Source organism: Cupriavidus sp. 291-E7 (assembly GCF_057798835.1).
In genome coordinates this window covers 1-23,955 of sequence record NZ_JBYOJV010000001.1, presented here as the reverse complement: position 1 = coordinate 23,955, position 23,955 = coordinate 1, and the positions used below count along the sequence as shown (strand labels likewise).

The following is a 23,955-nucleotide window of genomic DNA, read 5'->3' as shown; positions in this document are numbered from 1 at the left end:
GCGCAGGCTTTGAGCCGGCGATGCCTGCCGAAACGGCAGGCCCGGCGCAACCGGATGCAGATCGTGTCACGTCGTGGCTGGATCCTCGTTGGGATGGCAGTCGCCGTATGCGGCGGCGCGTACATTGTCGTGAGCCTCGTCACCAACGAGGCACGCACGTCTCAATGGCAGGCTCGCTACATGAGCCGGCTGGGCAAGTCATTGACATACGAAGTCATGCCCGGACCGAGCGACAGCATCCGCTACCCGCACTCCGGCCCCTACGACTTGCGCCTTGGCTATGAAAAGCTCGGCGAATTTGGGGAGCGGCTACTTCGGCAAGGCTATATCACGACGGCCCAGTCGCGCATGTCATATGACATGGTGCGGCTGATGGAGCAGGGCATCTTTCCGCCGTACCGCGAAAAGACGCAGGCCGGACTGGTGATCCGCGACTGCAACGCGCTCACCATGTCCTACGACCGCTATCCGCAGCGGCAGTACGAGAATTTCGATTCCATTCCCAAGGTGCTGGTCTCGTCCCTGCTTTTCGTCGAGAACCAGAACCTGCTCAATCCCGAGTACCCGATGATGAATCCGGCGCTGGACTGGCGCCGGTTTTCTCGCGCGGTCGTGGACCAGGGCATCCGCCTGGTCGACCGCAGCCACGGCACGCCCGGCGGCAGCACGCTGGCCACCCAGATCGAGAAATACCGTCATTCGCCGGAGGGCAAGACCCAGTCGATTGCCGACAAGTTGCGGCAGATGACCTCCGCTTCACTACGGGCCTATCGCGATGGCCCCGACACACAGCGCGCGCGCGAGAACATCGTGGTTGACTACGTCAACACGGTGCCGATGTCGGCGCGCGCCGGGCACGGCGAGATCGAAGGCATCGGCGACGCAATGTATGTCTGGTACGGCGAAGACTTCGCCGAGGTCAACCGGATGCTGCGCGAGATGGACCCGCGCGATCCCGCGCCGCGTGCGGCGCAGGCTTACAAACGCGCGCTGTCGCTGATCATTTCTCAACGCCGGCCGTCGTATCACCTGCGCCGTGACGACACCAACCTCGATGCGCTGACCGGCAGCTACCTGCGCCTGCTGGCGTCGTCGGGCATCATCACGCCGGAATTGCGCGATGCCGCGCTGGCGCAATCGTTGGAAAAGGCGCCGCCGCCGCAGCGTCCGGTGCCCGAACCCTGGGTCACGCGCAAGGCGGTCAACCAGGTGCGCAACGACGTGCAGCACATGATCGGCGTCGACAGCCGCTATGACCTCGACAGGCTGGACCTGACCGTGGACAGCACGATCAACCGCGAGGCACAGCGCCTGGTGACGCAGACGTTGCAGCGCATCCGCAACAAGGACGACGCGCGCCAGATGGGCCTGTACGGCAAGAACCTGCTGCGCGATAACGACGACCCGTCGAGGCTGGTGGCCAGCTTCACCCTGTTCGAGCGCGTGGGCAATGCCAGCGTGGTGCGCGTGCAGGCGGACAACGTCGACCAGCCGTTCGATATCAACAGCGGGGCGCGACTGAACCTTGGGTCCACGGCCAAGCTGCGCACGCTTGTGACCTATCTGGAAGTCATCAGCGAGATTCTGGAGCGTTACCAGGGCATGACGCCGGCGGAACTGAAGGCCGTCGAGGTGCCGCGCCAGGATGCCCTGACCCGCTGGACGATCGATTACCTGATTAAGGCGAAGGCCCCGGCCGAGCGTACGCGCCAGGCCGTGCTGGAAGCCGCGATGGAGCGCAAGTATTCGGGCAATGCCGGCGAAGCGTTTTTCACGGGCGGCGGCATGCAGTCGTTCACGAACTTCGAGAAATGGGAGGGCGAGCGCCAGATGACCGTGCGGGTGGGATTCCAGCACTCGGTCAACCTGGTGTTCATCCGCATGATGCGCGACATCGTGCGCTACCAGGTCTGGCAGGAACACCCCGATGCCTCCACGCTGTTCGAAGATCGGGACTCGCCAAGCCGGCGCGCCTACCTGGAACAGTTTGCCGACGAGGAAGGCACCGCGTTCATGACCGCGTTCTGGCAGCGGTATCGCGGCAAGAGCAACGACGAACGGCTCGTCGTGCTGCTGGATCGCGTCAAGCAGCCCACGCCGCGTCTTGCGGCCATCCGGTTGGCCGTGACGCTGCTGAGCGCACGGCCCAACATCGACTACGAAACCTTCGCGCGCATGCTGCGTGAGCGCCTGCCGAAGAAATTCCAGCCGTCGGACGAAGACATGCAGGTGCTCTTCGTCAAGTATGGCCATGACAAATTCAACCTGAACGACCGCGGCTACCTGTCTCGCATCCATCCGCTGGAACTGTGGATGATGGAGTACCTCGGCACGCATCCCGACGCCACGCTGAAGGAGATTCTTGAAGCCAGCGAGCCGGATCGGCAGACCGTCTACGCCTGGCTGTTCAAGACGCGCAGCAAGCTCGGGCAGGACGCGCGTATCCGCACGCTGCTGGAGCGCGAGGCGTTCCAGAAGATCGCCACGCGCTGGCATCGTCTTGGCTATCCGTTCGAATCGCTGACACCGTCGTACGCGACGGCGGTTGGCGCGTCGGGTGACCGCCCGGCGGCACTGGCCGAGCTGGCCGGCATCATCCTGAACAACGGCGTGGATGCGCAACCGGCGACAGTGCGCACGCTGGCTTTTGCGGGCCAGACGCCCTACGCCACCACGTACGGACTGCGGCCGCAGCCGGGCAAGCCGCTGATTGCGCCGGAGATTGCGACGCTGGTGCGGCGGTCGATGCTCGATGTGGTGCAGGCCGGTACGGCCAAGTCGATCAACGGCGCATTCGTGCCGCTGAACCGCAAGGGGCAGCCGCAGGGTGCGCCGCTGGTGGTGGGCGGGAAGACCGGCACCGGCGACCAGCGCTTTCAGACCTATGGCTCGGGTGGCCGTGTGATTTCGTCGCGGGCAGTGAATCGGTCCGCAACCTTCGTCTTTGTGATTGGTGAGCGGTACTTCGGCACGGTAACCGTGCACGTGCGCGAACCATATGCGGCGCGCTATTCGTTCACCAGTGCGCTGGCCGTACGGGTGCTGCGCTCGCTGGCGCCGCAGATCACGGCAATGGCGGCGCCGGGCAGCGATGCCACATTGCTGCGCTGCCGCGACAGCGCGGCCATGCCGACGCTGACGCTGCTTGAGCTGCCCGAGGGCAGCCCGCCGGACAACCTAGCGCTTGCGACGAACGGCGTCGTAGATAAATAGCAGCGCCATCGCACCAAGGACCGAGGCGATCCAGCCGACGGGTTCGCCCGGCCGGTAGAAGCCCATCGCGCGCCCGACGTAGCCAGCCAGCAGGGCTCCGAGGACGCCCAGGACGATCGTCATGATCCATCCCATCTTGTCGTCACCGGGCTTGATGGCCCGCGCAAGCAATCCGACGATCAGGCCTACGAATACCGTACCGAGAAATGCCATCATGATGCGCTCCTTCCGTTGCGAAGCGGTGCGAAGAGGTCTGGGGCACATTGTGCCGCATTCATGTGACAAACGGGGCGGCAACAGCGGCGCGGCATGCTTGTGCCGCGTCGCCGTGCCTGCCTGCCAGGGCTGTCAGCCTACCTTGCGCGAACTGATCACGGCCTCGGCCACGTTGGCCGGGGCTTCCGCGTAGTGCTTGAACTCCATCGTGAACGTGGCGCGCCCCTGCGTCAGCGACCGCAGCGACGTGGAATAGCCGAACATCGTCGCCAGCGGCACCTCGGCGCGAACGATCTTGCCGCCGCCGCCCGCGATGTCTTCCATGCCGTGCACGATGCCGCGCCGCGATGACAGATCGCCCATCACGTTGCCGGTGAATTCCTCGGGGGTTTCCACCTCCACGGCCATCATCGGTTCCAGCAGCACCGGCTTGGCGCGGCGCATGCCTTCCTTGAAGGCCATCGAGCCGGCCATGCGGAACGCGTTTTCATTCGAGTCCACGTCGTGGTACGAGCCGAACACGAGCGTCGCCTTGACGTCCACCACCGGGTAGCCGGCCAGCACGCCGGTCTCCAGCGTTTCGCGGATGCCCTTGTCCACCGCCGGGATGAACTCGCGCGGCACCACGCCACCCTTGATCGCATCGACGAATTCGTAGCCGCCACCTTGCTGCAGCGGCTCCACGTTCAGCACCACGTGGCCGTACTGGCCGCGTCCGCCGGACTGCTTGACGAACTTGCCTTCCACGTCCTTGGCCGCGCTCTTGATGGTTTCGCGGTATGCCACCTGCGGCTTGCCGACGGACGCTTCCACGCCGAATTCGCGCCGCATGCGGTCCACCAGGATTTCCAGGTGCAGCTCGCCCATGCCGGAAATGATCGTCTGGCCCGATTCCTCGTCGGTGGCCACGCGGAACGACGGGTCTTCCTGCGCCAGGCGGTTCAGCGCAATCCCCATCTTTTCCTGGTCGGCCTTGGTCTTCGGTTCCACGGCCTGCGAAATGACCGGCTCGGGGAACGTCATGCGTTCCAGGATGATGACCTTGTCCGGGTCGCACAGCGTGTCGCCCGTGGTGGCTTCCTTCAGACCCACGGCCGCGGCGATGTCGCCGGCGCGCACTTCCTTGATCTCGTTGCGCACGTTGGCATGCATCTGCAGGATGCGGCCCAGGCGCTCGCGCTTGGCCTTGACGGGGTTGTAGACGGTGTCGCCCGAATTGACCACGCCGGAATACACGCGGAAGAAGATCAACTGGCCGACGAACGGGTCCGTCATGATCTTGAACGCGAGCGCGGAGAACGGCTCGTCATCGCTCGGATGACGTTCCGCTTCCTTGTCGTCCTCGGTATGGCCCAGGATGGCGGGCACGTCCACCGGCGATGGCAGGTAGTCGATCACGGCATCGAGCATCGCCTGCACGCCCTTGTTCTTGAACGCGCTGCCGCAGAGCATCGGCACGATCTCGCCGGCCACGGTGCGCTTGCGCAGCGCGGCCTTGATTTCGTCTTCGCTCAACGTCTCGCCGCTCAGATACTTCTCCAGCAGTTCCTCGCTGGCTTCGGCGGCAGCCTCGATCATCTTGTCGTGCCATTCCTGAGCAACGTCCTTGAGGTCGGCCGGAATCTCGGTGTATTCGAAGCGCACACCCTGGCTGGCGTCGTCCCAGACAATGGCCTGCATTTTGACCAGATCGACCACGCCCAGGAAATGGTCCTCGGCGCCAACTGGAATCTGGATCGGAATCGGATTGCCCTTGAGGCGCGACTGGATCTGGTCGCGCACACGCAGGAAGTCGGCGCCAACGCGGTCCATCTTGTTGACGAACGCAATGCGCGGCACCTTGTACTTGTTGGCCTGGCGCCAGACGGTTTCAGACTGCGGCTGCACGCCGCCCACGGCGTCGTACACCATGCAGGCGCCGTCGAGCACGCGCATCGAGCGTTCCACTTCGATCGTGAAGTCGACGTGGCCCGGCGTGTCGATGATGTTGATGCGATGCTCGGGATAGTTGTTGGCCATCCCTTTCCAGAACGCCGTGGTGGCCGCCGACGTGATGGTGATGCCGCGCTCCTGCTCCTGCTCCATCCAGTCCATTGTGGCCGCGCCGTCGTGCACCTCGCCCAGCTTGTGGTTCACGCCGGTGTAGAAGAGGATGCGCTCGGTCGTCGTCGTCTTGCCGGCGTCGATGTGGGCGCTGATGCCAATGTTGCGATAGCGTTCGATGGGGGTCTTGCGGGGCACGGTGTTTCTCCTGGTAAGGGCACCACGGGCCGTTAGCGTAGCACTTCCACGCCGCGCACGTATTTCCCCGCGCCGTATAAGGCATAGCGGGAAATTACTTCACATCAGGGCCAGCTTTCGCGTGCGTAGACGCCTGCGCTGGCGCGCGCCAGCGCGGCACGCGCGGCCGCCTGTGTATCGGTATAGAACGGCGGGTTGGCCAGTGGCAAGCCATTGTCGCGCGCGGTGTCGACCAGGATCTGCAGGTAGTCGGTCATATGCGATGCCGTGAAGCCGTTGGTATCGTGGAAGGCCACGACCACCGGCGTGACGCCATCCACGGGCTGCAGCCTGTGCGCCGCCATCGCCTGGCCGACGCGCTCCAGCTCGTGCCGCATGTGCGGGCGTCGGCGCAGGCTGATGGTCCAGCCGTAGATCTTGCCGTCGCGCGCGTTGGCGTCCGCCATCAGCATGCCCAGCCCGGTCTGGGCGTAGATGGCCTGCGTGCCGGCGTTGTAGGTCCAGTTCGGCGGCCGCACCACCGCGAGCGGGTGTCCGCACTGGGCGGCGATATCGGCCTGGCCGCGACGCAGCGACGCCGCCAGGACGTCCGGCGCCAGATCCGTATGCGAAACATGGCCCCGCGGCACCGCGCTGTGCACGGCCATCAACTGACCGCTTGCACAGGTATCGTGCATTTGCGCGCGACCCTCGGGACTGCCACCCCGCCGCACGTGCTCGGTCTGGACGAAGAAAACCGCCTTGATGCCCGGCGTGAGCGGATTGTCGGCCAGTTGGCGCAGGATCAGCGGCGTGCCGCCGAATGGGCCGCTGTCCGGGCCATCGTCGAACGTCAGCAGGAAGCGCACCGGCGGCAGATGGGCGGCGGTATCGGGGGCCAGCGGGGTGACAGGAGACAGGGCGCAGCCGGACAAGGCCAGTGCGGTGGCGGTCAGAGCCAGGGCACCGCGGCGAAGCAGCAATTTTGTGATGTTCAAGGCAATTTCAGTACAACGAACACGACGGCAACCGTGACCAACAATCCAGTGACGGCGACCCACTCGGCGCCGATCAGGCTGTCCACGCCGCGCCACGGGCCAGGATAGCGGCCCAGTGTAACGGTCTTGAGGACGGCCCAGCCTATCGAATAGAACACGACGCCGACGATCACCTCGACGAACAGCCAGCTCATTGCGCCGATCAGCAGCTCCATTCCGTCTTTCCCTGTTTGCTTGTTGTCAGCGCGTGCCCGATCTCGTATTCAGCATTCGGCTCACGGCGAGCTTTTGGCGGCCTGCCTAGAATGGTGGAACATTTGCGAACCCTCACCTCAACGACAGGAAGGCGGTATTCATGGTGCGCCCCCTCGAAGCAATCGTGCTGTCCGTCCTGCTGTGCGGTGCCGTGCCGCTGGCTCACGCGGACGATCCCGGCGTAGCGTTCTCGGCTGCCAAGCCCGGCGACGCCCTGCCTGATGGCTGGCAAAACCGACCCGTCCTGTCCGGCAAGAAGCTGACGCAATACACACTGGTGGCGCAGAAAGGTATCACGGTGCTGCAGGCGGATTCCACCGGCGCGGCGTCGGGGCTGGTCCATGAAGGCGATATCGACCTGTCGAAGACGCCCGTGGTGGAATGGCGCTGGAAGATTGCGGCGGCTATTCCCGGCGCCGACAACGCCGTGGGTGACAAGGAAGATGCGCCGGCGCGCCTGGTGTTTTTCTTCGACGGCCGCAGCAGCAACCTGTCGATCGGCGAACGGGCCGAAGCGCTTGCCGCCAGTGCCGCCGGCGAAAAACTGCCGTACGCCACCCTGATGTACATCTGGACCAGCAGCGCACCCGTGGGGACCGTCATCGCCAACCCGCATACCAGCCGCGTGCAGATGATCGTGGTGGGCAACGAGCCCGGGAAATGGCAAAGCCTGCGCCGCGATGTGGCCAGCGACTTCCAGAAGGTATTTCACGAGGCGCCGGGCAAGCTGACCGGCTACGGCATCCTGACCGACACCGACAACACCGGGGCCACCGCACGCGCCTGGTACGGCGACGTGGTCTTCAAGCCCGGCAAATAGGCGCCGCTCAATGCCCGGGCGGTGTGGCAACGGCGATGGCGGCCTCGATCGCGGCGGCCACCTGCCGGGTCAGCCCGCTGGCGTCGTCCAGACCCGCGGCCTCTTTCACGCTGACCACCTTGGCCGGGTCATAGTGGCGACCGCTGCCGATCGCCGCTTCGAATGCGTTGGCGCGCGCGTTGATCTCCTCCGGGTCCGCATCCACGAGCAGGATGGCATGGGCCAGCACCAGATGGCGCTGCCCGTCCGGCGTTTGCGCGTCGGCCGGCGCCCGGCGCCAGTACTGCGCGGTGCCGGCAATCTTGCGCGCCGCGTTGCCCGGCCCCCAGGCAAGGTTGTAGCGGCCATCGCAAAATGATCCTTCCACCGCCTGCCAGTGCGTTTCCACGCCCACCTGGCGCAGCCCGGCGGCAATCACTTCGCACAGGTGCAGGTAGACCGGCTCCATCCACGTGGCGGCCCCTTTGGGTACCGCATAGGCCAGGCTGACATTGAGGATGCCCGGCCCCTGCGGCACCAGTCCGCCGCCCGACATGCGCAGCCAGACCGGGCAACCCTTGGCGGCAAAGCTGGCACGCGCGGCTTCGATACCGGGTTGTCGCAGATAGCTGCGCGGGATCACCAGCGAGAGCGGCGCCTCCCATAGCTGGGCCACCGGACCCGTGCGGGCGGCATGGTCCAGCAGGGACAGCTCACCCTGCAGCGGATCGGTTTCGGCGGGATCGGGATCGACAAAGGAAAACCGCATGGCGTTCATGAGGGTCATGGCAACTCGAAAGGTTGTCCCGGCAGCACGCCGCGTGCGGCCTGTCTCACATTGTGCGTGTGCCGGACGCCATACGCCAGCCCGTTGCTAAACAGCGGGGCCAAAAATGCCGTTATGTCTGAGGCTTACCCAAATTCCCGTGCGGATTCCCGTACTCCTCAGCCTGTCGCATCATGAACCGACTTACCCTTAATGCCAAACTCTGGGCGGCGCTTGCCGTCATGTGGGTGTTGCTGCTCGCGCTCGGCGCCTGGAACGCCTTCCACACCAAGTCCGTCATGATGGCGGAGCGCCGTGACGGCCTGCAGTCGCTGGTGGCCACCGGCGAGGGGATCGTCAAGCTGTTCGTCGAGCGGGCCGCCAAGGGCACGATGTCGAAGGAAGACGCCCAGAAGGCGGCCAAGGATGCGCTGCGCGCCATGCGCTTCGGGCAGAACGGCTATCTGTTCATCGTCGATTCCAAGCCGCAGGTGATTCTGAATCCGGGCCTTCCGCAGACCGAAGGCAACATGGTCGGCGAATTCAAGGACCCGGATGGCGTGTACGTGTATCGCGCCATTCTCGAAGGCGCCCGCCGTACCACCGGTGAAGACGCCGGCTATTCGACCTATCGCGGCCGGCTGCCTGGCACGGAGAACCCGCAACGCAAGCTGACCTATGCGCGCTACGTGGCGGACTGGGACTGGTTCGTGGCCACCGGCGTGTTCCTGATCGACATCGAGGACGCGTTCCGCGCCAACCTGATCAATGCGTTTCTGAGCACGCTGCTGATCGGCGCGCTGATCGCCGGGGTGATGGGCCTCATCATGCGGACCGTCAAGCGCAGTCTCGGCGGCGAGCCGGCGTATGCGGTGGAAGCGGTGTCCCGCATCGCCGGTGGTGACCTGACCGTGCCGGTGCAAGTGCGTGCCAACGACGACTACAGTGTGCTGGCCGCGATGCGCCAGATGCAGCATCGCCTGTCGGCAACGCTCGGCGATATCCGTGGCTCCGCCAGCTCGATCGCTACCGCGACCAATCAGATTTCGGCCGGCAACCACGATCTGTCGCAACGTACCGAGGAACAGGCTTCGGCGCTTGAGCAGACCGCTTCGAGCATGGAAGAACTGACCGGCATCGTGCGCCAGAATGCCGACAACGCGCGCCAGGCCAGTGCGCTTGCCGTCAATGCGTCCGAAATCGCCAACCGTGGCGGCGAGGTGGTCAGCGAAGTGGTGGCCACGATGGGCGAGATCAACCAGGCATCGCGCCAGATCGTCGACATCATTGGCGTGATCGAAGGCATCGCCTTCCAGACCAACATCCTGGCGCTGAACGCCGCGGTGGAAGCCGCGCGCGCCGGCGAGCAGGGTCGAGGTTTCGCGGTGGTGGCCGGCGAGGTGCGCAGCCTGGCGCAGCGCAGCGCCAACGCCGCCAAGGAAATCAAGACGCTGATCGACAACTCGGTGGCGCAGGTGGACAACGGCTCCACGCTCGTGGCCAAGGCTGGCGAGACCATGCACGAAGTGGTCAGCGCGGTACGGCGCGTAACGGACATCATGGGCGAGATCAGCGCCGCCTCGGCTGAGCAGAGCACGGGCATCGAACAGGTGGGCCAGGCCGTGACGCAGATGGATTCGGTCACGCAGCAAAACGCCGCGCTGGTGGAAGAAGCGGCTGCGGCGGCACAGTCTCTGGCCGAGCAGGCCGATTCGATGATGCGCGCGGTAGCGACGTTCCGGCTGGCACAGGTCTGAGCGCCTGCCTTCATGCATCAAACAAAAAAACGCGGCCAGGACCGCGGTTTTTTGTTGGGCGGATCAATCTTCAGACGGTCGGCGTTGGCTGCACGTCGCGCATGGCTTCGGCGGCAATCTCGAATGAGCGCAGCCGTGCCTGGTGATCGTAGATCTGGCCGGTCAGCATCAGTTCGTCGGGACGCAGATCGTCGACAAACTTCTGGATGCCCTCGCGCACGACTGCCGGGTTGCCCACCACGGAGCAGGCCAGCGAGCGGCGGATGTGATCGGCTTCACTGGCATCCCATAGGCGGCTGATGTCGTCCACCGGCGGCTTGAGCTGACCGGGCGTGCCGCGCACGAGCGCCAGAAACTGCTGCTGCAGCGAGCTGAAGAGGCGGCGCGCCTCGTCGTCGCTGTCCGCGCCAAACACGTTCAGGCCCAGCATCACGTGCGGCCTGTCGAGCTGTTCGGAGGGACGGAATGTGCGGCGGTAAAGATCCACGGCCTGGCGCATGAAGCCCGGTGCGAAATGCGAAGCAAAAGCGAAGGGCAGGCCCATTGCGGCCGATAGCTGCGCGCTGAACAGGCTCGATCCCAGCAACCAGAGCGGCACCTTGAGACCGGCGCCCGGCACCGCACGCACGCGCTGGCCAGGACGTACGGCTTCGAAATAGGCCCGCAGTTCTTCCACATCCTGCGGAAAGCTGTCGGCGGTGTCGTGATCGAGATGGCGGCGCAGTGCGCGCGCCGTGGCCTGGTCAGACCCCGGCGCGCGGCCCAGGCCCAGATCGATACGGTCCGGATACAGCGATGCGAGCGTACCGAACTGTTCGGCCACCACCAGCGGCGAATGGTTCGGCAGCATGATCCCGCCCGAACCGACACGAATGGTCGATGTGCCCTGAGCCACGTAGCCGATCAGCACGGCGGTGGCTGCGCTGGCGATGCCGGGCATGTTGTGGTGCTCCGCGAGCCAGAAGCGGCGATAGCCGAGGCGTTCCGCATGCCGGGCCAGGTCCAGCGTGTTGTGCATGGCCTGGGCTGCGTTGCTGCCTTCCGCGATCGGCGAAAGATCGAGCAGGGAATAGGGGATCATGACTTGCCACGCGCGGTGAGGGCCGCACGTCATTGGATTCAGGGACGGGCTATGGTAGTCACACCGGCAATATCGTGCTGGCGCCGGCAAAGAAGCCATGCTGGGCGTGGGGCCTCATCGGACACGCTAGGAGGCCGGCGCAAACAGCCGCGCGGCGACCGCCCCGGCCGCGATGCGGCGGCCGAGCGTCACACCCAAGGCGCGATAGCTTTCCCATTCGGCGTCGCCGAAGCCGGCATCGGCGGTGTTTTCTTGCGGAAACGTAGGATGTTGCGCGGCGTGCCGCAATCCTTCTGCGGGTGCCGAGGCGGTCAGACGCGGTTTGAGCAGGACGATACGGGCCACGGGCGGGCCGTTTGCCACACCGCTCTGTGTGGCGGTGTGCACGTTCAGCAGAAGCGCAGCCTTGTTCCGCGACTGGACCGGTGCGGCTTCGGCGAAATCGCTCGGGGTGCCAAACACATCGCCGAGGATGGGATCGTGGGCCGCGCTTTGGTCGACGACGATTTCCAGTCCAAGATCCTCGCGTGCCAGCCGGATCAGATTGGCCAGGCCGTCAAAGTGGTAGCCGCTGTCGTCGCCGCCATCGCATAAAACGATCAAACCGACGTGCCGTTCGGGCCGCAGCAGTTCATAGACGGCGGTGTTATCGAAGTGCCCGCCGTCGGAAAGATACTGCCAGTCGCCGCGCACGCCATGAAAGCGGCCGGTCAGCTCGCACGCCAGGCAGTATTGGGTGCGGAACAGCCTGCCGAGCCAGCCACCGTGCGCGCAGTCGCCAATCGTGCCCGATGGCCACCAGATGCCGGGCCGCAGATTGGCCAGCCCCACCAGCAGCGATGCGCCGAGCGTGGCTGCGTTGCCGGGTCCCGTGCGAACGGCGGCACCGGAGATGGCGAGCCAGTCGGCGATGGTGCGGGCCTGTGCCGGTTCTTCCGCCCGCACTGACGCGCCGCCCGATGGTTGCGATGGCGCGTGGCACGGCTTGCCGTCGGCCATGAAGCGGACATAGGCTTCGGCGCTCATCGGCCCCGCTTCGCTCGGCCATGACAATGCAGACCCCGGGCCGATGCAGAGCGGCTTGCCCCGGCGGCCGCGCCTGGCCAGATGCGCTGACGGATCGATCGTCTGGTTCATCGTCACGTTGATCAGGTGAAGCGGTGCCAGCACGTGGGGATCGAAGTACGCGTCGAGACTCAGGGCATCGCCGGGCGCAGGCGTGGTCACACCCAGGCGATGCTTGCCGTGCGGATTGCCTGCCGGCGCGTGGAGATGCTGACCGTTCGATGCGTCAAGGTAGGCGCGGGTCAGGCGCGCCGCATGGAGCGGCTGCAGGGTCGACCGGTTCAGCAGGCTCGACAAGCGGCCCACCGCCAGGGACATCGCAAGCGCGGCAACTACCAGGATGGCCAGTGATGGTGTGGTCCATGCCTTGCCAAAGACCAGCCAGTCGACTGGCTCTCCGCCGTCCCAGCGTACCCAGAGGACGATCCAGGACCACGAGACGAAGAGCAGGAGTACCAGCACAGCAGCGGCCGCGCCAGTCAGAAACGACGCCGGCAATGGCAATGGCGACGTCAGTCGACCAGGCGAGCCGGCACCGCTGGTGTCGAGCCGCGTCGCAACATGGTGCACCAGCCATGCCAGAACGATGGCCACTGCGGCGGGTGCCGCAACGCTCCACGGCTGCGCGGTCATCGATCCATAGAGGTAGCAGGTGCGAGCGACCGTATCTGCAACGCCCAGTGCGATCAGCGCCGCCGTGAGCGAGAAGGCGGCTCGCAATGCGCGTCTGGCGCGCTCGCGATAGACGGCCACTGTGCGTGGCGCGGGCAGCAGTATCACCAAGCACGTGGCCACCGCGAGCCATATCAGTACGGCAGTGGCGAGGGTTTCCAGCAACACCAGCGCTCCGGCGACGATGGCCAGCAGGATGGCCCGCATCGCAGCGTGGGTCCGCTGCCGAGGGACGTCGGTTCGCGGATACACCAGCCAGTACGCCATGCCGGGCGGCACGGCCAGCAGCAGCGACGAGACGATCGGCAGCCACAGATATTCGCTCCACCAGATCGGCAGCAGGTCTTCATGGAATGCGCGCCGGGCCTCGTACAACAGCGCCATCTCGTTGCGGCCCACACCCGGCCACGCGCCGATGATCAAATGCAGGGCGAGTGCCAGCACGGCCAGAACGGTGAGTAGCGCGCTCCCGATCACGCATTGCATGGCGATCCAGTTTCGTACCACGACGGCGGCGGCGCGCAGGCTGTCGGCGGTGCTTCGGGATGTCAGGTAGCGAGTGTTCTCACGTAGCGACGCGATGGCGGCACGGTCGGTGGGATCGTCCCGCAGTGTGCGATAGGCCTCCGCGGCGGCTTGTTCGGGGCTGCTGTCGGCGCGTAGTCGGCCAGGCACAAACAGGCTGGTGAAAAACGCGCCGATGTATCCGCCGCTGCCGACCGTCGACAGGTAGTCGACGTGTGCGAGCAGCGAGCGTGTGCCTGACGTGTCGTCGGAAGGCGGGGGAATCGTCGCAGTAGACGCGGTGGGGAACGGCGCCTCGGCCAGTGCCTGCATGACACCGAGGCAGAAGGTGGCACCACGGACACCGTTGCCTGACAGGGCCAGGGCCAGACGGTCATGCGCTGCCGGCGCGGGCAGATCCAACGCCCGACGGCGCCGTGCAACGCGCGCCGCTTCATCGTTCCAACCGCGATCCTGGCCCGGCATGCCGCCCTCCGCGCACAAACCGTCTGGGGCCAGTATAGAAAGGGGAATGCCGCAACCAAACGGGAAAACGGAGACCGGCGCGCGCCTGCACCGTTGCTAGTGGGCTGCGGCCTGCTTGGGGGCCTCTTGGGCGGTAACTGCCTGCTGGGTCAGAACGCCTTGCAGGCGCTTCCATTCGTCAAAGCCGCCGGCCAGCGCCCAGGTATTCGAGAAACCTGCGGAGTGCAGACGCTCGGCCAGCACAGCGGCGGACATCTCGTGCGGGCAGGCGCAATAGACGACGATATCCGAGGCCTTGTCATGATCGTTGAGTGCGCTGAACGGTGCATGCATCTCCATGACCAGGGCGCCCGGAATGCGCTCGATCGGTGCCGCGCCGTGAGCGCGGACATCCACCACCACTACTGGCCGGTCCACCACGCCACGGCGTTGTTCGAGCTCCATCACCGTCATGCGCGGAATGCGGCCGGTGCGGCGCAGCAGGCGCCAGCGCAACCAGAAGCGCCAGGCAATGAACAGCGCGAAGCCGCCCAGCGCGATCATGACCGCGATGTGGCCGTATGCACTGAAGGCCGCCAGGATCGTATCGACGAAATCGCTGAAAACGACACCGGCCAGCAGCGCGCCACCGGCCCAGACCAGCGCGCCGAGTGCGTCATAGAACAGGAAGGTAAGGAAAGGGGTTTCCGTCATGCCTGCCATCGCCGTGGAAAGGGCGCCGGCACCGGGCAGCAGCTTGGCAAAAACGAGCGATCGAGGACCGACGCGCAGGTACAGCGACTGGGTCTGGCGGATGCAGGTGTCGGGCGACAGCGATACCCGGCAGATGGTGCGCAGCATCGGCTGGCCCAGCCGCTTGCCTGCGAAATACCATGCGCTGTCGGCAATCAGGCAGGCGGCGATGACCGCGAACAGCACGGCGCCAATCGACGGCCCGGTTTCCTGCATCGACAGGGCACCGGCCACGAACAGCATTGGGTAGGCCGGCACGGGCAGGCCCGCCTGCTCGGCCAGTACGTTCAGGAATACCAGACTTAACCCGTGACTATCCAGCAAGGCCTGCAAATCGCCCACGACATGTCTCCCGCCAATGTGGTTATCGCCGGCAGCGTTGAAATTGGGGGCGCTCCCGGAACCGGTTCACAGTGTGCCAGCGCGCCGCATTGCGTGCACGCAGCGGAAGCGCAGGCTTACTTCAAATTCGTTGAATCTGATACGCCAGGGTCGTGCTCGCTGGAGCGATGACTTCGGCCGGGGCGCAATGCCGATAGTGTGTCATTGAATTCCTTCAGGATAGCGGCGTAGCGCGGCAACAGTGTGTTGACCACAGCGGCATTACCGTTCCCGGCTGCCGATTCGAGGGACTTGCCCGCCGCGACCAGCGCCGCGCTGCCCTTGATCCGGTGCAGGGTGCGGTTCACGCCCGGCCAGTCGCGCCGGACAACGGCCCTGCGCAAATCCGCCAGGTCGGTCGTATTGGCATCCATCAGTTGGGCGAGCAGCATGGTTCGCACGGTCGGGTCATGGCATGCGGCACTTGAAATGGCGGCACCGATGGCGCGGCGCTCGTCGGCTTTCAGGTGGACGGATGCATCGCCCAGTGTCATGGAAGCAGGCGGTTGCGGCGCGCAAATTCGAGCAGGTCGACCAGGGACTTCGCGCCGACTTTGTTCATGATGCGGGTCTTGTAGCTGCTTACCGTCTTGTTGCTGATGAACAGCGATTTGCCGATCGCCTTGTTGGTCATGCCGCGCGACAGCATGCGCAGGATTTCCATCTCCTTGTCCGAAAGCTGGTGCACGCTTTCATTCGCTTCTTCGCCGGTCGTTGCATTGCGGGGCGTGGCGGACGGAAACACTGTGAAGCCGCCCAGCACGGTTTCCACACAACGGATGATCGCGCCCAGTTCTTGGGTCTTGCCGACAAAACCTTGCGCACCGGCCTGGAATGCCCGGCCCGCGAAGGGCACGGGATCCTGGGCGGTCAGGATGAGCACGCGCACGGAGGGATGCACCGCGCGCATGCGCGGTATGGCCTCCAGTCCGCTGATGCGGGGAAGATCCAGGTCCAGAATGACGAGATCGGGTTTGTATTGCCTGACGAGGTCATCGGCATCCTGGCCATTGTCCGCTTCGTGCACACGCTTGATGCCCAGCAAATGCATGATCTGGGCGCGCAGGGCGAGCCGTAGTGCGGGGTGATCGTCGACGATCAGGATAGTTGCCATGCCTTGCTCGCATTGACGCCGGGGTGGCCGGGCGTTCCAAATGACGAGCCAGTATAGGGAGCCGCCTACCCGCCGAAAATGCGACGCGTCCGCAATCGCTGTAGGAAATTTCCGCAAACGAGTGATCGACGCGCCTCATTTCGCATTTCGCACGACACGGCAAGTTCGGCTGGGAGCAACAGCGGCGCGCCAAAAAAATAGCGACCCACCGTGCGCTACGGGGGCCGCGAATCGGGAATGCGAGGAGGTCAGATTCCTCAAGGAGAGTTATCGGCACTTCCCTATGCCGTTGATCCCTACCAAGGTGGGGCATTCGCCAAAATGTCGGGGCTGGGTGCGCTGGGCGCTACGCGATGAGCGAATCGGGTTGGCTGGCCGTGGCCGCCGGGCTGTGCGCTCGGCGCACGCCGCTTTCCATCTCGGCGTGCGCGGCATCGAGCCAGGCAATACGATGGCGCACGGGATCATTGGGCGATAAGTCGCACTCCCCGATCTCGCGCAGAAAGTAGCGCACCATGCTGCCCGCGCGGGCAGGCACCGGCATCATGCCGAGGAGCTGGTTGCGCGAAAGCAGCCCGGCGTTGACCGCGTGCTGCAATCCGGCCCATGCGGTGCGACCCAGTCCGACATACAGGGCGTCGGGTCGGCATTGCCGCAGGGCGGCGAGGAACAGATTGTCGAACACCATGCGCAGCATCGGCGCATCGAATATCTCTTCCAGCGTGCCATCGAATGCGAGGCCGCGGCGAGTCGTGGCATGCGGAAGCAGGGCCAGCGGCTGGATCGAGTCGAACCCTTCGTTCCAGAGCGCCGCGGCATGGGGCTGGCCTACCAGTTCCGGCACGCGGAAATGATCGAGCATCCGGATCAGGTTGGGTCGCACCATCCGCCCCCCTAGTTCCACGCGCCGTTTGTGTTCCCGCTGAATGACCTTGCCGGGCGTGTGCGAGCGCAGCAATTCCTCGGTAACCGTTGCTGCCAGCTGCACGTGGGTGTGGCCCGGAGTGGTGCTGATCAGCACCAGTCTGGCGTTCTCGTTGCGATGCTCGAACGGCACGTATTTCAGGACGTAGGTTCCGTCCTGATCCACGACGACTGGTCTTTCTGCGATGGCGCGAACGCCGCCGCGCCGGATGCGCGCGCAATACTCTTCTATGTAATTCGCCAAGATGTCCCCGCTCCCGATGCTTCCCTGACTTGTGCAACCCATGTTCTTTTTTGGGTCCATGTTAAGTCCCGATTAAGCGACGGCAAAGCGCGCAAGTGCGCTGTGCGCTATCTCACGGCGTGGGCTTCGTGGTCCATCGAACAAAGTTTTAAGAAGTGCCCGACGTTCGGGGGATGCACATCCCGAATCTGTTCTGAGTGCCGCTGGGCAAGAACGTAGCGCGTGTCGTGGGACAGGAAGATGACGCCGAGGTCAAAAGGGGGCGATTGGGGCGGCGCGGGAAAAAAGGCCGGACACGAGAGTGTCCGGTAACCCATTTGCTGACTCAGGTCGTGTCAAAACCCGAGGATTCAAATGATAACCATTATCATTTGTGAGGTCAATGACTGAGGGATTGATCAGGCAGCGAGTGTGGTATCGATCGTGATCTGGGCGGACAGGGACTTGTGCACCGGGCACTTGTTGGCGACGCGAAGCAGATCCTCGCGTACGTTCGGAGCAAGCTCCCCGCGCAACTCAATGTGACGAATCAGCTTGTAGGACCCCGGCGTTTCCTCGTGGGCCACACTGACATGGACTTCCTGCAGGTCGTAGCCTTTGCGCTTGCTGTACAGCTGCAGCGTCAGGGTGGTGCAGGCTGCCAGCGCCGAATCCAGCAGATCATGCGGGTTGGGAATCGACGGATTTCCCATTGGCGCATCCAGGTCTGCCTGCCAGTTTGCGGCGCCGTTGCCGAGGTCGCAGACGCTTGAGCCGGAGCTGGCGAGCCATTTGGCTTGGATAGTCATCAGTAGTGTTCCTGTGGAGGTCGGCCAAATGGCCGGGGAATCCCGATTCTATACACTTGGCTTCAAGTGGCGTGCCGTGCGCTTTCGTAGTTTTTTAAAGGTTTTGTGACAAAGGGCTTGCGCACTGCGAGGAAGCGGTCTAATATTCGCCCCCTCGCAACACGAAGCGCACTGCAAACGCAGCAGCGACAAGGGCTGCGAGGCAACAGGGGGTGAGCGGCTGGGGAGTTTTCAGCGCTGACCGGCAGAAAAAAAGTTCTGCAAAAACTGTTGACGAAACGCTGAATGCTCTGCATAATCTCGTTTCTCCGCTGCAACGAAAACGACGCAGCGACAGCGAACGGCAAAGCCGGCCGCTGAGGTTCTTTAACAAACAAACAACCGATAAGTGTGGGCGCTTGATGGCGAACGCCACGAGGTTTCGGCCTTGTGATGCTTCAAAAGTTATCAGTGCTCGCACAGTAAAACATGTTGGTTCACGTCGCGAGATGTGAGCCAGTCAGTTTTCTGAGAGTGAGCGACCGCTCGAAAGAGCGAGGTGCTTCGGCACCACACAGAGATTGAACTGAAGAGTTTGATCCTGGCTCAGATTGAACGCTGGCGGCATGCCTTACACATGCAAGTCGAACGGCAGCGCGGACTTCGGTCTGGCGGCGAGTGGCGAACGGGTGAGTAATACATCGGAACGTACCCTGTTGTGGGGGATAACTAGTCGAAAGATTAGCTAATACCGCATACGACCTGAGGGTGAAAGTGGGGGACCGCAAGGCCTCACGCAGCAGGAGCGGCCGATGTCTGATTAGCTAGTTGGTGGGGTAAAGGCCCACCAAGGCGACGATCAGTAGCTGGTCTGAGAGGACGATCAGCCACACTGGGACTGAGACACGGCCCAGACTCCTACGGGAGGCAGCAGTGGGGAATTTTGGACAATGGGGGCAACCCTGATCCAGCAATGCCGCGTGTGTGAAGAAGGCCTTCGGGTTGTAAAGCACTTTTGTCCGGAAAGAAAACGCACTGGTTAATACCTGGGGCGGATGACGGTACCGGAAGAATAAGCACCGGCTAACTACGTGCCAGCAGCCGCGGTAATACGTAGGGTGCGAGCGTTAATCGGAATTACTGGGCGTAAAGCGTGCGCAGGCGGTTTTGTAAGACAGGCGTGAAATCCCCGAGCTTAACTTGGGAATTGCGCTTGTGACTGCAAGGCTAGAGTATGTCAGAGGGGGGTAGAATTCCACGTGTAGCAGTGAAATGCGTAGAGATGTGGAGGAATACCGATGGCGAAGGCAGCCCCCTGGGACGTCACTGACGCTCATGCACGAAAGCGTGGGGAGCAAACAGGATTAGATACCCTGGTAGTCCACGCCCTAAACGATGTCAACTAGTTGTTGGGGATTCATTTTCTCAGTAACGTAGCTAACGCGTGAAGTTGACCGCCTGGGGAGTACGGTCGCAAGATTAAAACTCAAAGGAATTGACGGGGACCCGCACAAGCGGTGGATGATGTGGATTAATTCGATGCAACGCGAAAAACCTTACCTACCCTTGACATGCCACTAACGAAGCAGAGATGCATTAGGTGCTCGAAAGAGAAAGTGGACACAGGTGCTGCATGGCTGTCGTCAGCTCGTGTCGTGAGATGTTGGGTTAAGTCCCGCAACGAGCGCAACCCTTGTCTCTAGTTGCTACGAAAGGGCACTCTAGAGAGACTGCCGGTGACAAACCGGAGGAAGGTGGGGATGACGTCAAGTCCTCATGGCCCTTATGGGTAGGGCTTCACACGTCATACAATGGTGCATACAGAGGGTTGCCAACCCGCGAGGGGGAGCTAATCCCAGAAAATGCATCGTAGTCCGGATCGTAGTCTGCAACTCGACTACGTGAAGCTGGAATCGCTAGTAATCGCGGATCAGCATGCCGCGGTGAATACGTTCCCGGGTCTTGTACACACCGCCCGTCACACCATGGGAGTGGGTTTTGCCAGAAGTAGTTAGCCTAACCGCAAGGAGGGCGATTACCACGGCAGGGTTCATGACTGGGGTGAAGTCGTAACAAGGTAGCCGTATCGGAAGGTGCGGCTGGATCACCTCCTTTCTAGAGGCTTGTGTTCACAAGTCAAGCGTTCACACTTATCGGTTTGTTTGCTGTTACAGCCAAGGGTCTGTAGCTCAGGTGGTTAGAGCACCGTCTTGATAAGGCGGGGGTCGTAGGTTCAAGTCCTACCAGACCCACCAAGTTATCTCACGGGGGATTAGCTCAGCTGGGAGAGCACCTGCTTTGCAAGCAGGGGGTCGTCGGTTCGATCCCGTCATCCTCCACCACTTACCTTGGGGTAGTCGTCAAAGACAAGTATTCAGGAGTTTATTCTGAGTGATTGTCTTTGGCTGTTGCCAACGAGCATTTAGCTCGGCTGTTCTTTAACAATATGGGATGTAGTAAAGGTGTCGTGAAGCCTTGATGAGAGGCTGAAGTACCCAACACGATACCGGGTTGTGATTGTATCAACCAAAATGTATTTAAGTGATCGAAAGATGACTTGGAATACGGCACAAACGCGAGAACTCAGACCTATGACGGTCGTGTCCTTGAGACACACTCGTTATAGGGTCAAGCGAACAAGTGCATGTGGTGGATGCCTTGGCGATTACAGGCGATGAAGGACGCGGTAGCCTGCGAAAAGCTTCGGGGAGCTGGCAAACAAGCTTTGATCCGGAGATGTCCGAATGGGGAAACCCGGCCCTAATGGGTCATCCCTTGCTGAATACATAGGCAAGGGAAGCGAACGCGGCGAACTGAAACATCTAAGTAGCTGCAGGAACAGAAATCAACCGAGATTCCCAAAGTAGTGGCGAACGAAATGGGAAGAGCCTTGTACTCTTTAGCAGCATTGTTAGCAGAACGGGATGGAAAGCCCGGCCATAGCAGGTGATAGCCCTGTATGCGAAAACAGCGTTGTGGAACTAGGTGTACGACAAGTAGGGCGGGACACGTGAAATCCTGTCTGAAGATGGGGGGACCATCCTCCAAGGCTAAATACTCGTAATCGACCGATAGTGAACCAGTACCGTGAGGGAAAGGCGAAAAGAACCCCGGGAGGGGAGTGAAATAGATCCTGAAACCGCATGCATACAAACAGTCGGAGCCTGGAAACGGGTGACGGCGTACCTTTTGTATAATGGGTCAGCGACTTACATTCAGTGGCAAGCTTAACCGATTAGGGAAGGCGTAGCGAAAGCGAGTCCGAATAGGGCGTTGAGTCGCTGGGTGTAGACCCGAAACCAGATGATCTATCCATGGCCAGGTTGAAGGTGCGGTAACACGTACTGGAGGACCGAACCCACTAACGTTGAAAAGTTAGGGGATGAGCTGTGGATAGGGGTGAAAGGCTAAACAAATCTGGAAATAGCTGGTTCTCTCCGAAAACTATTTAGGTAGTGCCTCGTGTCTCACCTTCGGGGGTAGAGCACTGTCATGGTTGGGGGGTCTATTGCTGATTACCCCGCCATAGCAAACTCCGAATACCGAAGAGTGCAATCACGGGAGACAGACATCGGGTGCTAACGTCCGGTGTCAAGAGGGAAACAACCCAGACCGCCAGCTAAGGTCCCAAAGATTGGCTAAGTGGGAAACGAAGTGGGAAGGCTAAAACAGTCAGGAGGTTGGCTTAGAAGCAGCCACCCTTTAAAGAAAGCGTAATAGCTCACTGATCGAGTCGTCCTGCGCGGAAGATGTAACGGGGCTAAGCCAGTCACCGAAGCTGCGGACGCACGCAAGTGCGTGGTAGGAGAGCGTTCTGTAAGCCTGTGAAGGTGTCTTGTAAAGGATGCTGGAGGTATCAGAAGTGCGAATGCTGACATGAGTAGCGATAAAGGGGGTGAAAGGCCCCCTCGCCGTAAGCCCAAGGTTTCCTACGCAACGTTCATCGGCGTAGGGTGAGTCGGCCCCTAAGGCGAGGCAGAGATGCGTAGCTGATGGGAAGCAGGTTAATATTCCTGCACCGTCGTATGATGCGATGGGGGGACGGATCGCGGAAGGTTGTCCGGGTGTTGGAAGTCCCGGTCCCTGCATTGGAGAAGGCGCTTAGGCAAATCCGGGCGCGGAATTCAAGGATGTGGGGCGAGCGGCCTAGTGCTGCGAAGCAATTGGAAGTGGTTCCAAGAAAAGCCTCTAAGCTTCAGTCATACGAGACCGTACCGCAAACCGACACAGGTGGGCGAGATGAGTATTCTAAGGCGCTTGAGAGAACTCGGGAGAAGGAACTCGGCAAATTGGTACCGTAACTTCGGGATAAGGTACGCCCTTGTAGCTTGACTGGCCTGCGCCAGGAGGGTGAAGGGGTTGCAATAAAATGGTGGCTGCGACTGTTTAATAAAAACACAGCACTCTGCAAACACGAAAGTGGACGTATAGGGTGTGACGCCTGCCCGGTGCCGGAAGATTAAATGATGGGGTGCAAGCTCTTGATTGAAGTCCCGGTAAACGGCGGCCGTAACTATAACGGTCCTAAGGTAGCGAAATTCCTTGTCGGGTAAGTTCCGACCTGCACGAATGGCGTAACGATGGCCACACTGTCTCCTCCCGAGACTCAGCGAAGTTGAAGTGTTTGTGATGATGCAATCTCCCCGCGGCTAGACGGAAAGACCCCATGAACCTTTACTGTAGCTTTGCATTGGACTTTGAACCGATCTGTGTAGGATAGGTGGGAGGCTTTGAAGCGTGGACGCTAGTTCACGTGGAGCCGTCCTTGAAATACCACCCTGGTTTGTTTGAGGTTCTAACCTTGGCCCGTGAATCCGGGTCGGGGACAGTGCATGGTAGGCAGTTTGACTGGGGCGGTCTCCTCCCAAAGTGTAACGGAGGAGTTCGAAGGTACGCTTGGTACGGTCGGACATCGTACCTAAAGTGCAATGGCAAAAGCGTGCTTAACTGCGAGACCGACAAGTCGAGCAGGTGCGAAAGCAGGACATAGTGATCCGGTGGTTCTGAATGGAAGGGCCATCGCTCAACGGATAAAAGGTACTCTGGGGATAACAGGCTGATACCGCCCAAGAGTTCATATCGACGGCGGTGTTTGGCACCTCGATGTCGGCTCATCTCATCCTGGGGCTGTAGCCGGTCCCAAGGGTATGGCTGTTCGCCATTTAAAGAGGTACGTGAGCTGGGTTTAAAACGTCGTGAGACAGTTTGGTCCCTATCTGCCGTGGGCGTTGGAATCTTGACGGGGGCTGCTCCTAGTACGAGAGGACCGGAGTGGACGTACCGCTGGTGTACCTGTTGTCTCGCCAGAGGCATCGCAGGGTAGCTATGTACGGAAGAGATAACCGCTGAAAGCATCTAAGCGGGAAACTCGCCTGAAGATGAGGATTCCCTGGAGGCTTGACCTCCTTGAAGGGTCGTTCGAGACCAGGACGTTGATAGGCTGGGTGTGGAAGCGCAGTAATGCGTTAAGCTAACCAGTACTAATTGCCCGTAAGGCTTGATCCTATAACCAGTGTGTTTTACCTGGTGAGTGCGCCTAGTGCCCAGGTGTACAACACAACCCAATCTTTACTACACCCAGATTCGCCGCGCTGACACTAGTCAGCCCGGCAACCCCTCATGCCTGGTGACCATAGCGAGTTGGAACCACCCCTTCCCATCCCGAACAGGACCGTGAAACGACTTTGCGCCGATGATAGTGCGGACTACCCGTGTGAAAGTAGGTCATCGCCAGGCTCTTATACCCAGAACCCCCAAGCCC

The 23,955-nt window shown here is 62.1% G+C and carries 15 protein-coding genes, 2 tRNA genes and 3 rRNA genes; 8 read left to right on the top strand and 12 right to left on the bottom strand.

The window, feature by feature from the left end:
- Positions 1–93 precede the first annotated feature (93 nt).
- Positions 94–3,213, top strand: a complete 3,120-nt coding sequence (locus AC3FLX_RS00100) for a transglycosylase domain-containing protein (RefSeq protein ID WP_488692970.1) — start codon at positions 94–96, stop codon at positions 3,211–3,213.
- On the opposite strand, the gene AC3FLX_RS00095 is transcribed toward AC3FLX_RS00100, so the two are convergent.
- From AC3FLX_RS00095 to AC3FLX_RS00080, 4 genes are all read right to left on the bottom strand, one after another.
- Positions 3,178–3,429 (bottom strand): GlsB/YeaQ/YmgE family stress response membrane protein, encoded by a 252-nt coding sequence (locus AC3FLX_RS00095; RefSeq protein WP_488692969.1) that lies wholly within the window; start codon positions 3,427–3,429, stop codon positions 3,178–3,180. The two genes, AC3FLX_RS00100 and AC3FLX_RS00095, sit on opposite strands and share 36 nt — an antisense overlap.
- A 132-nt stretch (positions 3,430–3,561) precedes the next feature.
- A complete protein-coding gene (fusA, locus tag AC3FLX_RS00090; protein ID WP_488692968.1) occupies positions 3,562–5,670 on the bottom strand; it encodes an elongation factor G in 2,109 nt (702 codons plus the stop codon).
- Positions 5,671–5,774: 104 nt separating this feature from the next.
- Positions 5,775–6,647 carry a polysaccharide deacetylase family protein gene (locus tag AC3FLX_RS00085; RefSeq protein ID WP_488692967.1) on the bottom strand — a complete coding sequence of 291 codons (873 nt, stop codon included), beginning with the start codon at positions 6,645–6,647 and terminating at the stop codon, positions 5,775–5,777.
- Complete coding sequence (locus tag AC3FLX_RS00080) at positions 6,644–6,862, bottom strand: hypothetical protein (protein ID WP_488692966.1); 219 nt, start codon at positions 6,860–6,862, stop codon at positions 6,644–6,646. The genes AC3FLX_RS00085 and AC3FLX_RS00080 overlap by 4 nt, the downstream gene beginning before the upstream one ends.
- Before the next feature lie 140 nt (positions 6,863–7,002).
- Here AC3FLX_RS00080 and AC3FLX_RS00075 point away from each other — a divergent pair, with 140 nt between their 5' ends.
- The gene (locus AC3FLX_RS00075; protein WP_488692965.1) at positions 7,003–7,722 is read left to right on the top strand and encodes a DUF3047 domain-containing protein; all 720 of its coding nucleotides are present in this window, start codon (positions 7,003–7,005) and stop codon (positions 7,720–7,722) included.
- A 7-nt stretch (positions 7,723–7,729) separates the two neighbouring features.
- Here the strand turns inward: AC3FLX_RS00075 and AC3FLX_RS00070 are convergent, their stop codons facing one another.
- The gene (locus tag AC3FLX_RS00070) at positions 7,730–8,470 is read right to left on the bottom strand and encodes a lipoate--protein ligase family protein (protein WP_488693658.1); all 741 of its coding nucleotides are present in this window, start codon (positions 8,468–8,470) and stop codon (positions 7,730–7,732) included.
- A gap of 191 nt (positions 8,471–8,661) precedes the next feature.
- Here AC3FLX_RS00070 and AC3FLX_RS00065 point away from each other — a divergent pair, with 191 nt between their 5' ends.
- A complete protein-coding gene (locus AC3FLX_RS00065; protein ID WP_488692964.1) occupies positions 8,662–10,224 on the top strand; it encodes a methyl-accepting chemotaxis protein in 1,563 nt (520 codons plus the stop codon).
- Between the two features lie 70 nt (positions 10,225–10,294).
- On the opposite strand, the gene AC3FLX_RS00060 is transcribed toward AC3FLX_RS00065, so the two are convergent.
- From AC3FLX_RS00060 to AC3FLX_RS00030, 7 genes are all read right to left on the bottom strand, one after another.
- Complete coding sequence (locus AC3FLX_RS00060) at positions 10,295–11,305, bottom strand: LLM class flavin-dependent oxidoreductase (RefSeq protein ID WP_488692963.1); 1,011 nt, start codon at positions 11,303–11,305, stop codon at positions 10,295–10,297.
- A gap of 126 nt (positions 11,306–11,431) precedes the next feature.
- Positions 11,432–14,032: a hypothetical protein gene (locus AC3FLX_RS00055; protein WP_488692962.1), complete on the bottom strand. Its 2,601-nt coding sequence runs from the start codon at positions 14,030–14,032 to the stop codon at positions 11,432–11,434.
- Between the two features lie 96 nt (positions 14,033–14,128).
- The gene (locus tag AC3FLX_RS00050) at positions 14,129–15,106 is read right to left on the bottom strand and encodes a VTT domain-containing protein (RefSeq protein WP_488692961.1); all 978 of its coding nucleotides are present in this window, start codon (positions 15,104–15,106) and stop codon (positions 14,129–14,131) included.
- A gap of 116 nt (positions 15,107–15,222) precedes the next feature.
- On the bottom strand, positions 15,223–15,639 hold the full coding sequence (locus tag AC3FLX_RS00045; RefSeq protein WP_488692960.1) for an Hpt domain-containing protein: 417 nt from the start codon (positions 15,637–15,639) through the stop codon (positions 15,223–15,225).
- Entirely contained in the window at positions 15,636–16,259 is a 624-nt protein-coding gene (locus AC3FLX_RS00040; RefSeq protein WP_488692959.1) for a response regulator, read from the bottom strand. The genes AC3FLX_RS00045 and AC3FLX_RS00040 overlap by 4 nt, the downstream gene beginning before the upstream one ends.
- A gap of 346 nt (positions 16,260–16,605) precedes the next feature.
- On the bottom strand, positions 16,606–17,427 hold the full coding sequence (locus AC3FLX_RS00035) for a hypothetical protein (RefSeq protein ID WP_488693656.1): 822 nt from the start codon (positions 17,425–17,427) through the stop codon (positions 16,606–16,608).
- A 398-nt stretch (positions 17,428–17,825) separates the two neighbouring features.
- Positions 17,826–18,215, bottom strand: coding sequence for an OsmC family protein (locus AC3FLX_RS00030; protein WP_488692958.1), 390 nt, complete (start codon positions 18,213–18,215; stop codon positions 17,826–17,828).
- Positions 18,216–18,777: 562 nt separating this feature from the next.
- Between AC3FLX_RS00030 and AC3FLX_RS00025 the strand changes: the two genes are divergently transcribed.
- The 5 genes from AC3FLX_RS00025 (at position 18,778) to rrf (ending at position 23,930) form a co-directional block, all read left to right on the top strand.
- Positions 18,778–20,309: ribosomal RNA gene (locus AC3FLX_RS00025) — 16S ribosomal RNA — on the top strand.
- Positions 20,310–20,372: 63 nt separating this feature from the next.
- Positions 20,373–20,449, top strand: a tRNA-Ile gene (locus tag AC3FLX_RS00020).
- 11 nt (positions 20,450–20,460) lie between these two features.
- Positions 20,461–20,536, top strand: a tRNA-Ala gene (locus tag AC3FLX_RS00015).
- A 284-nt stretch (positions 20,537–20,820) separates the two neighbouring features.
- Positions 20,821–23,699: ribosomal RNA gene (locus AC3FLX_RS00010) — 23S ribosomal RNA — on the top strand.
- A 117-nt stretch (positions 23,700–23,816) separates the two neighbouring features.
- Positions 23,817–23,930, top strand: a 5S ribosomal RNA gene (rrf, locus tag AC3FLX_RS00005).
- The 16S, 23S and 5S rRNA genes sit together here with 2 tRNA genes alongside, the layout of an rRNA operon.
- Positions 23,931–23,955 lie beyond the last annotated feature (25 nt).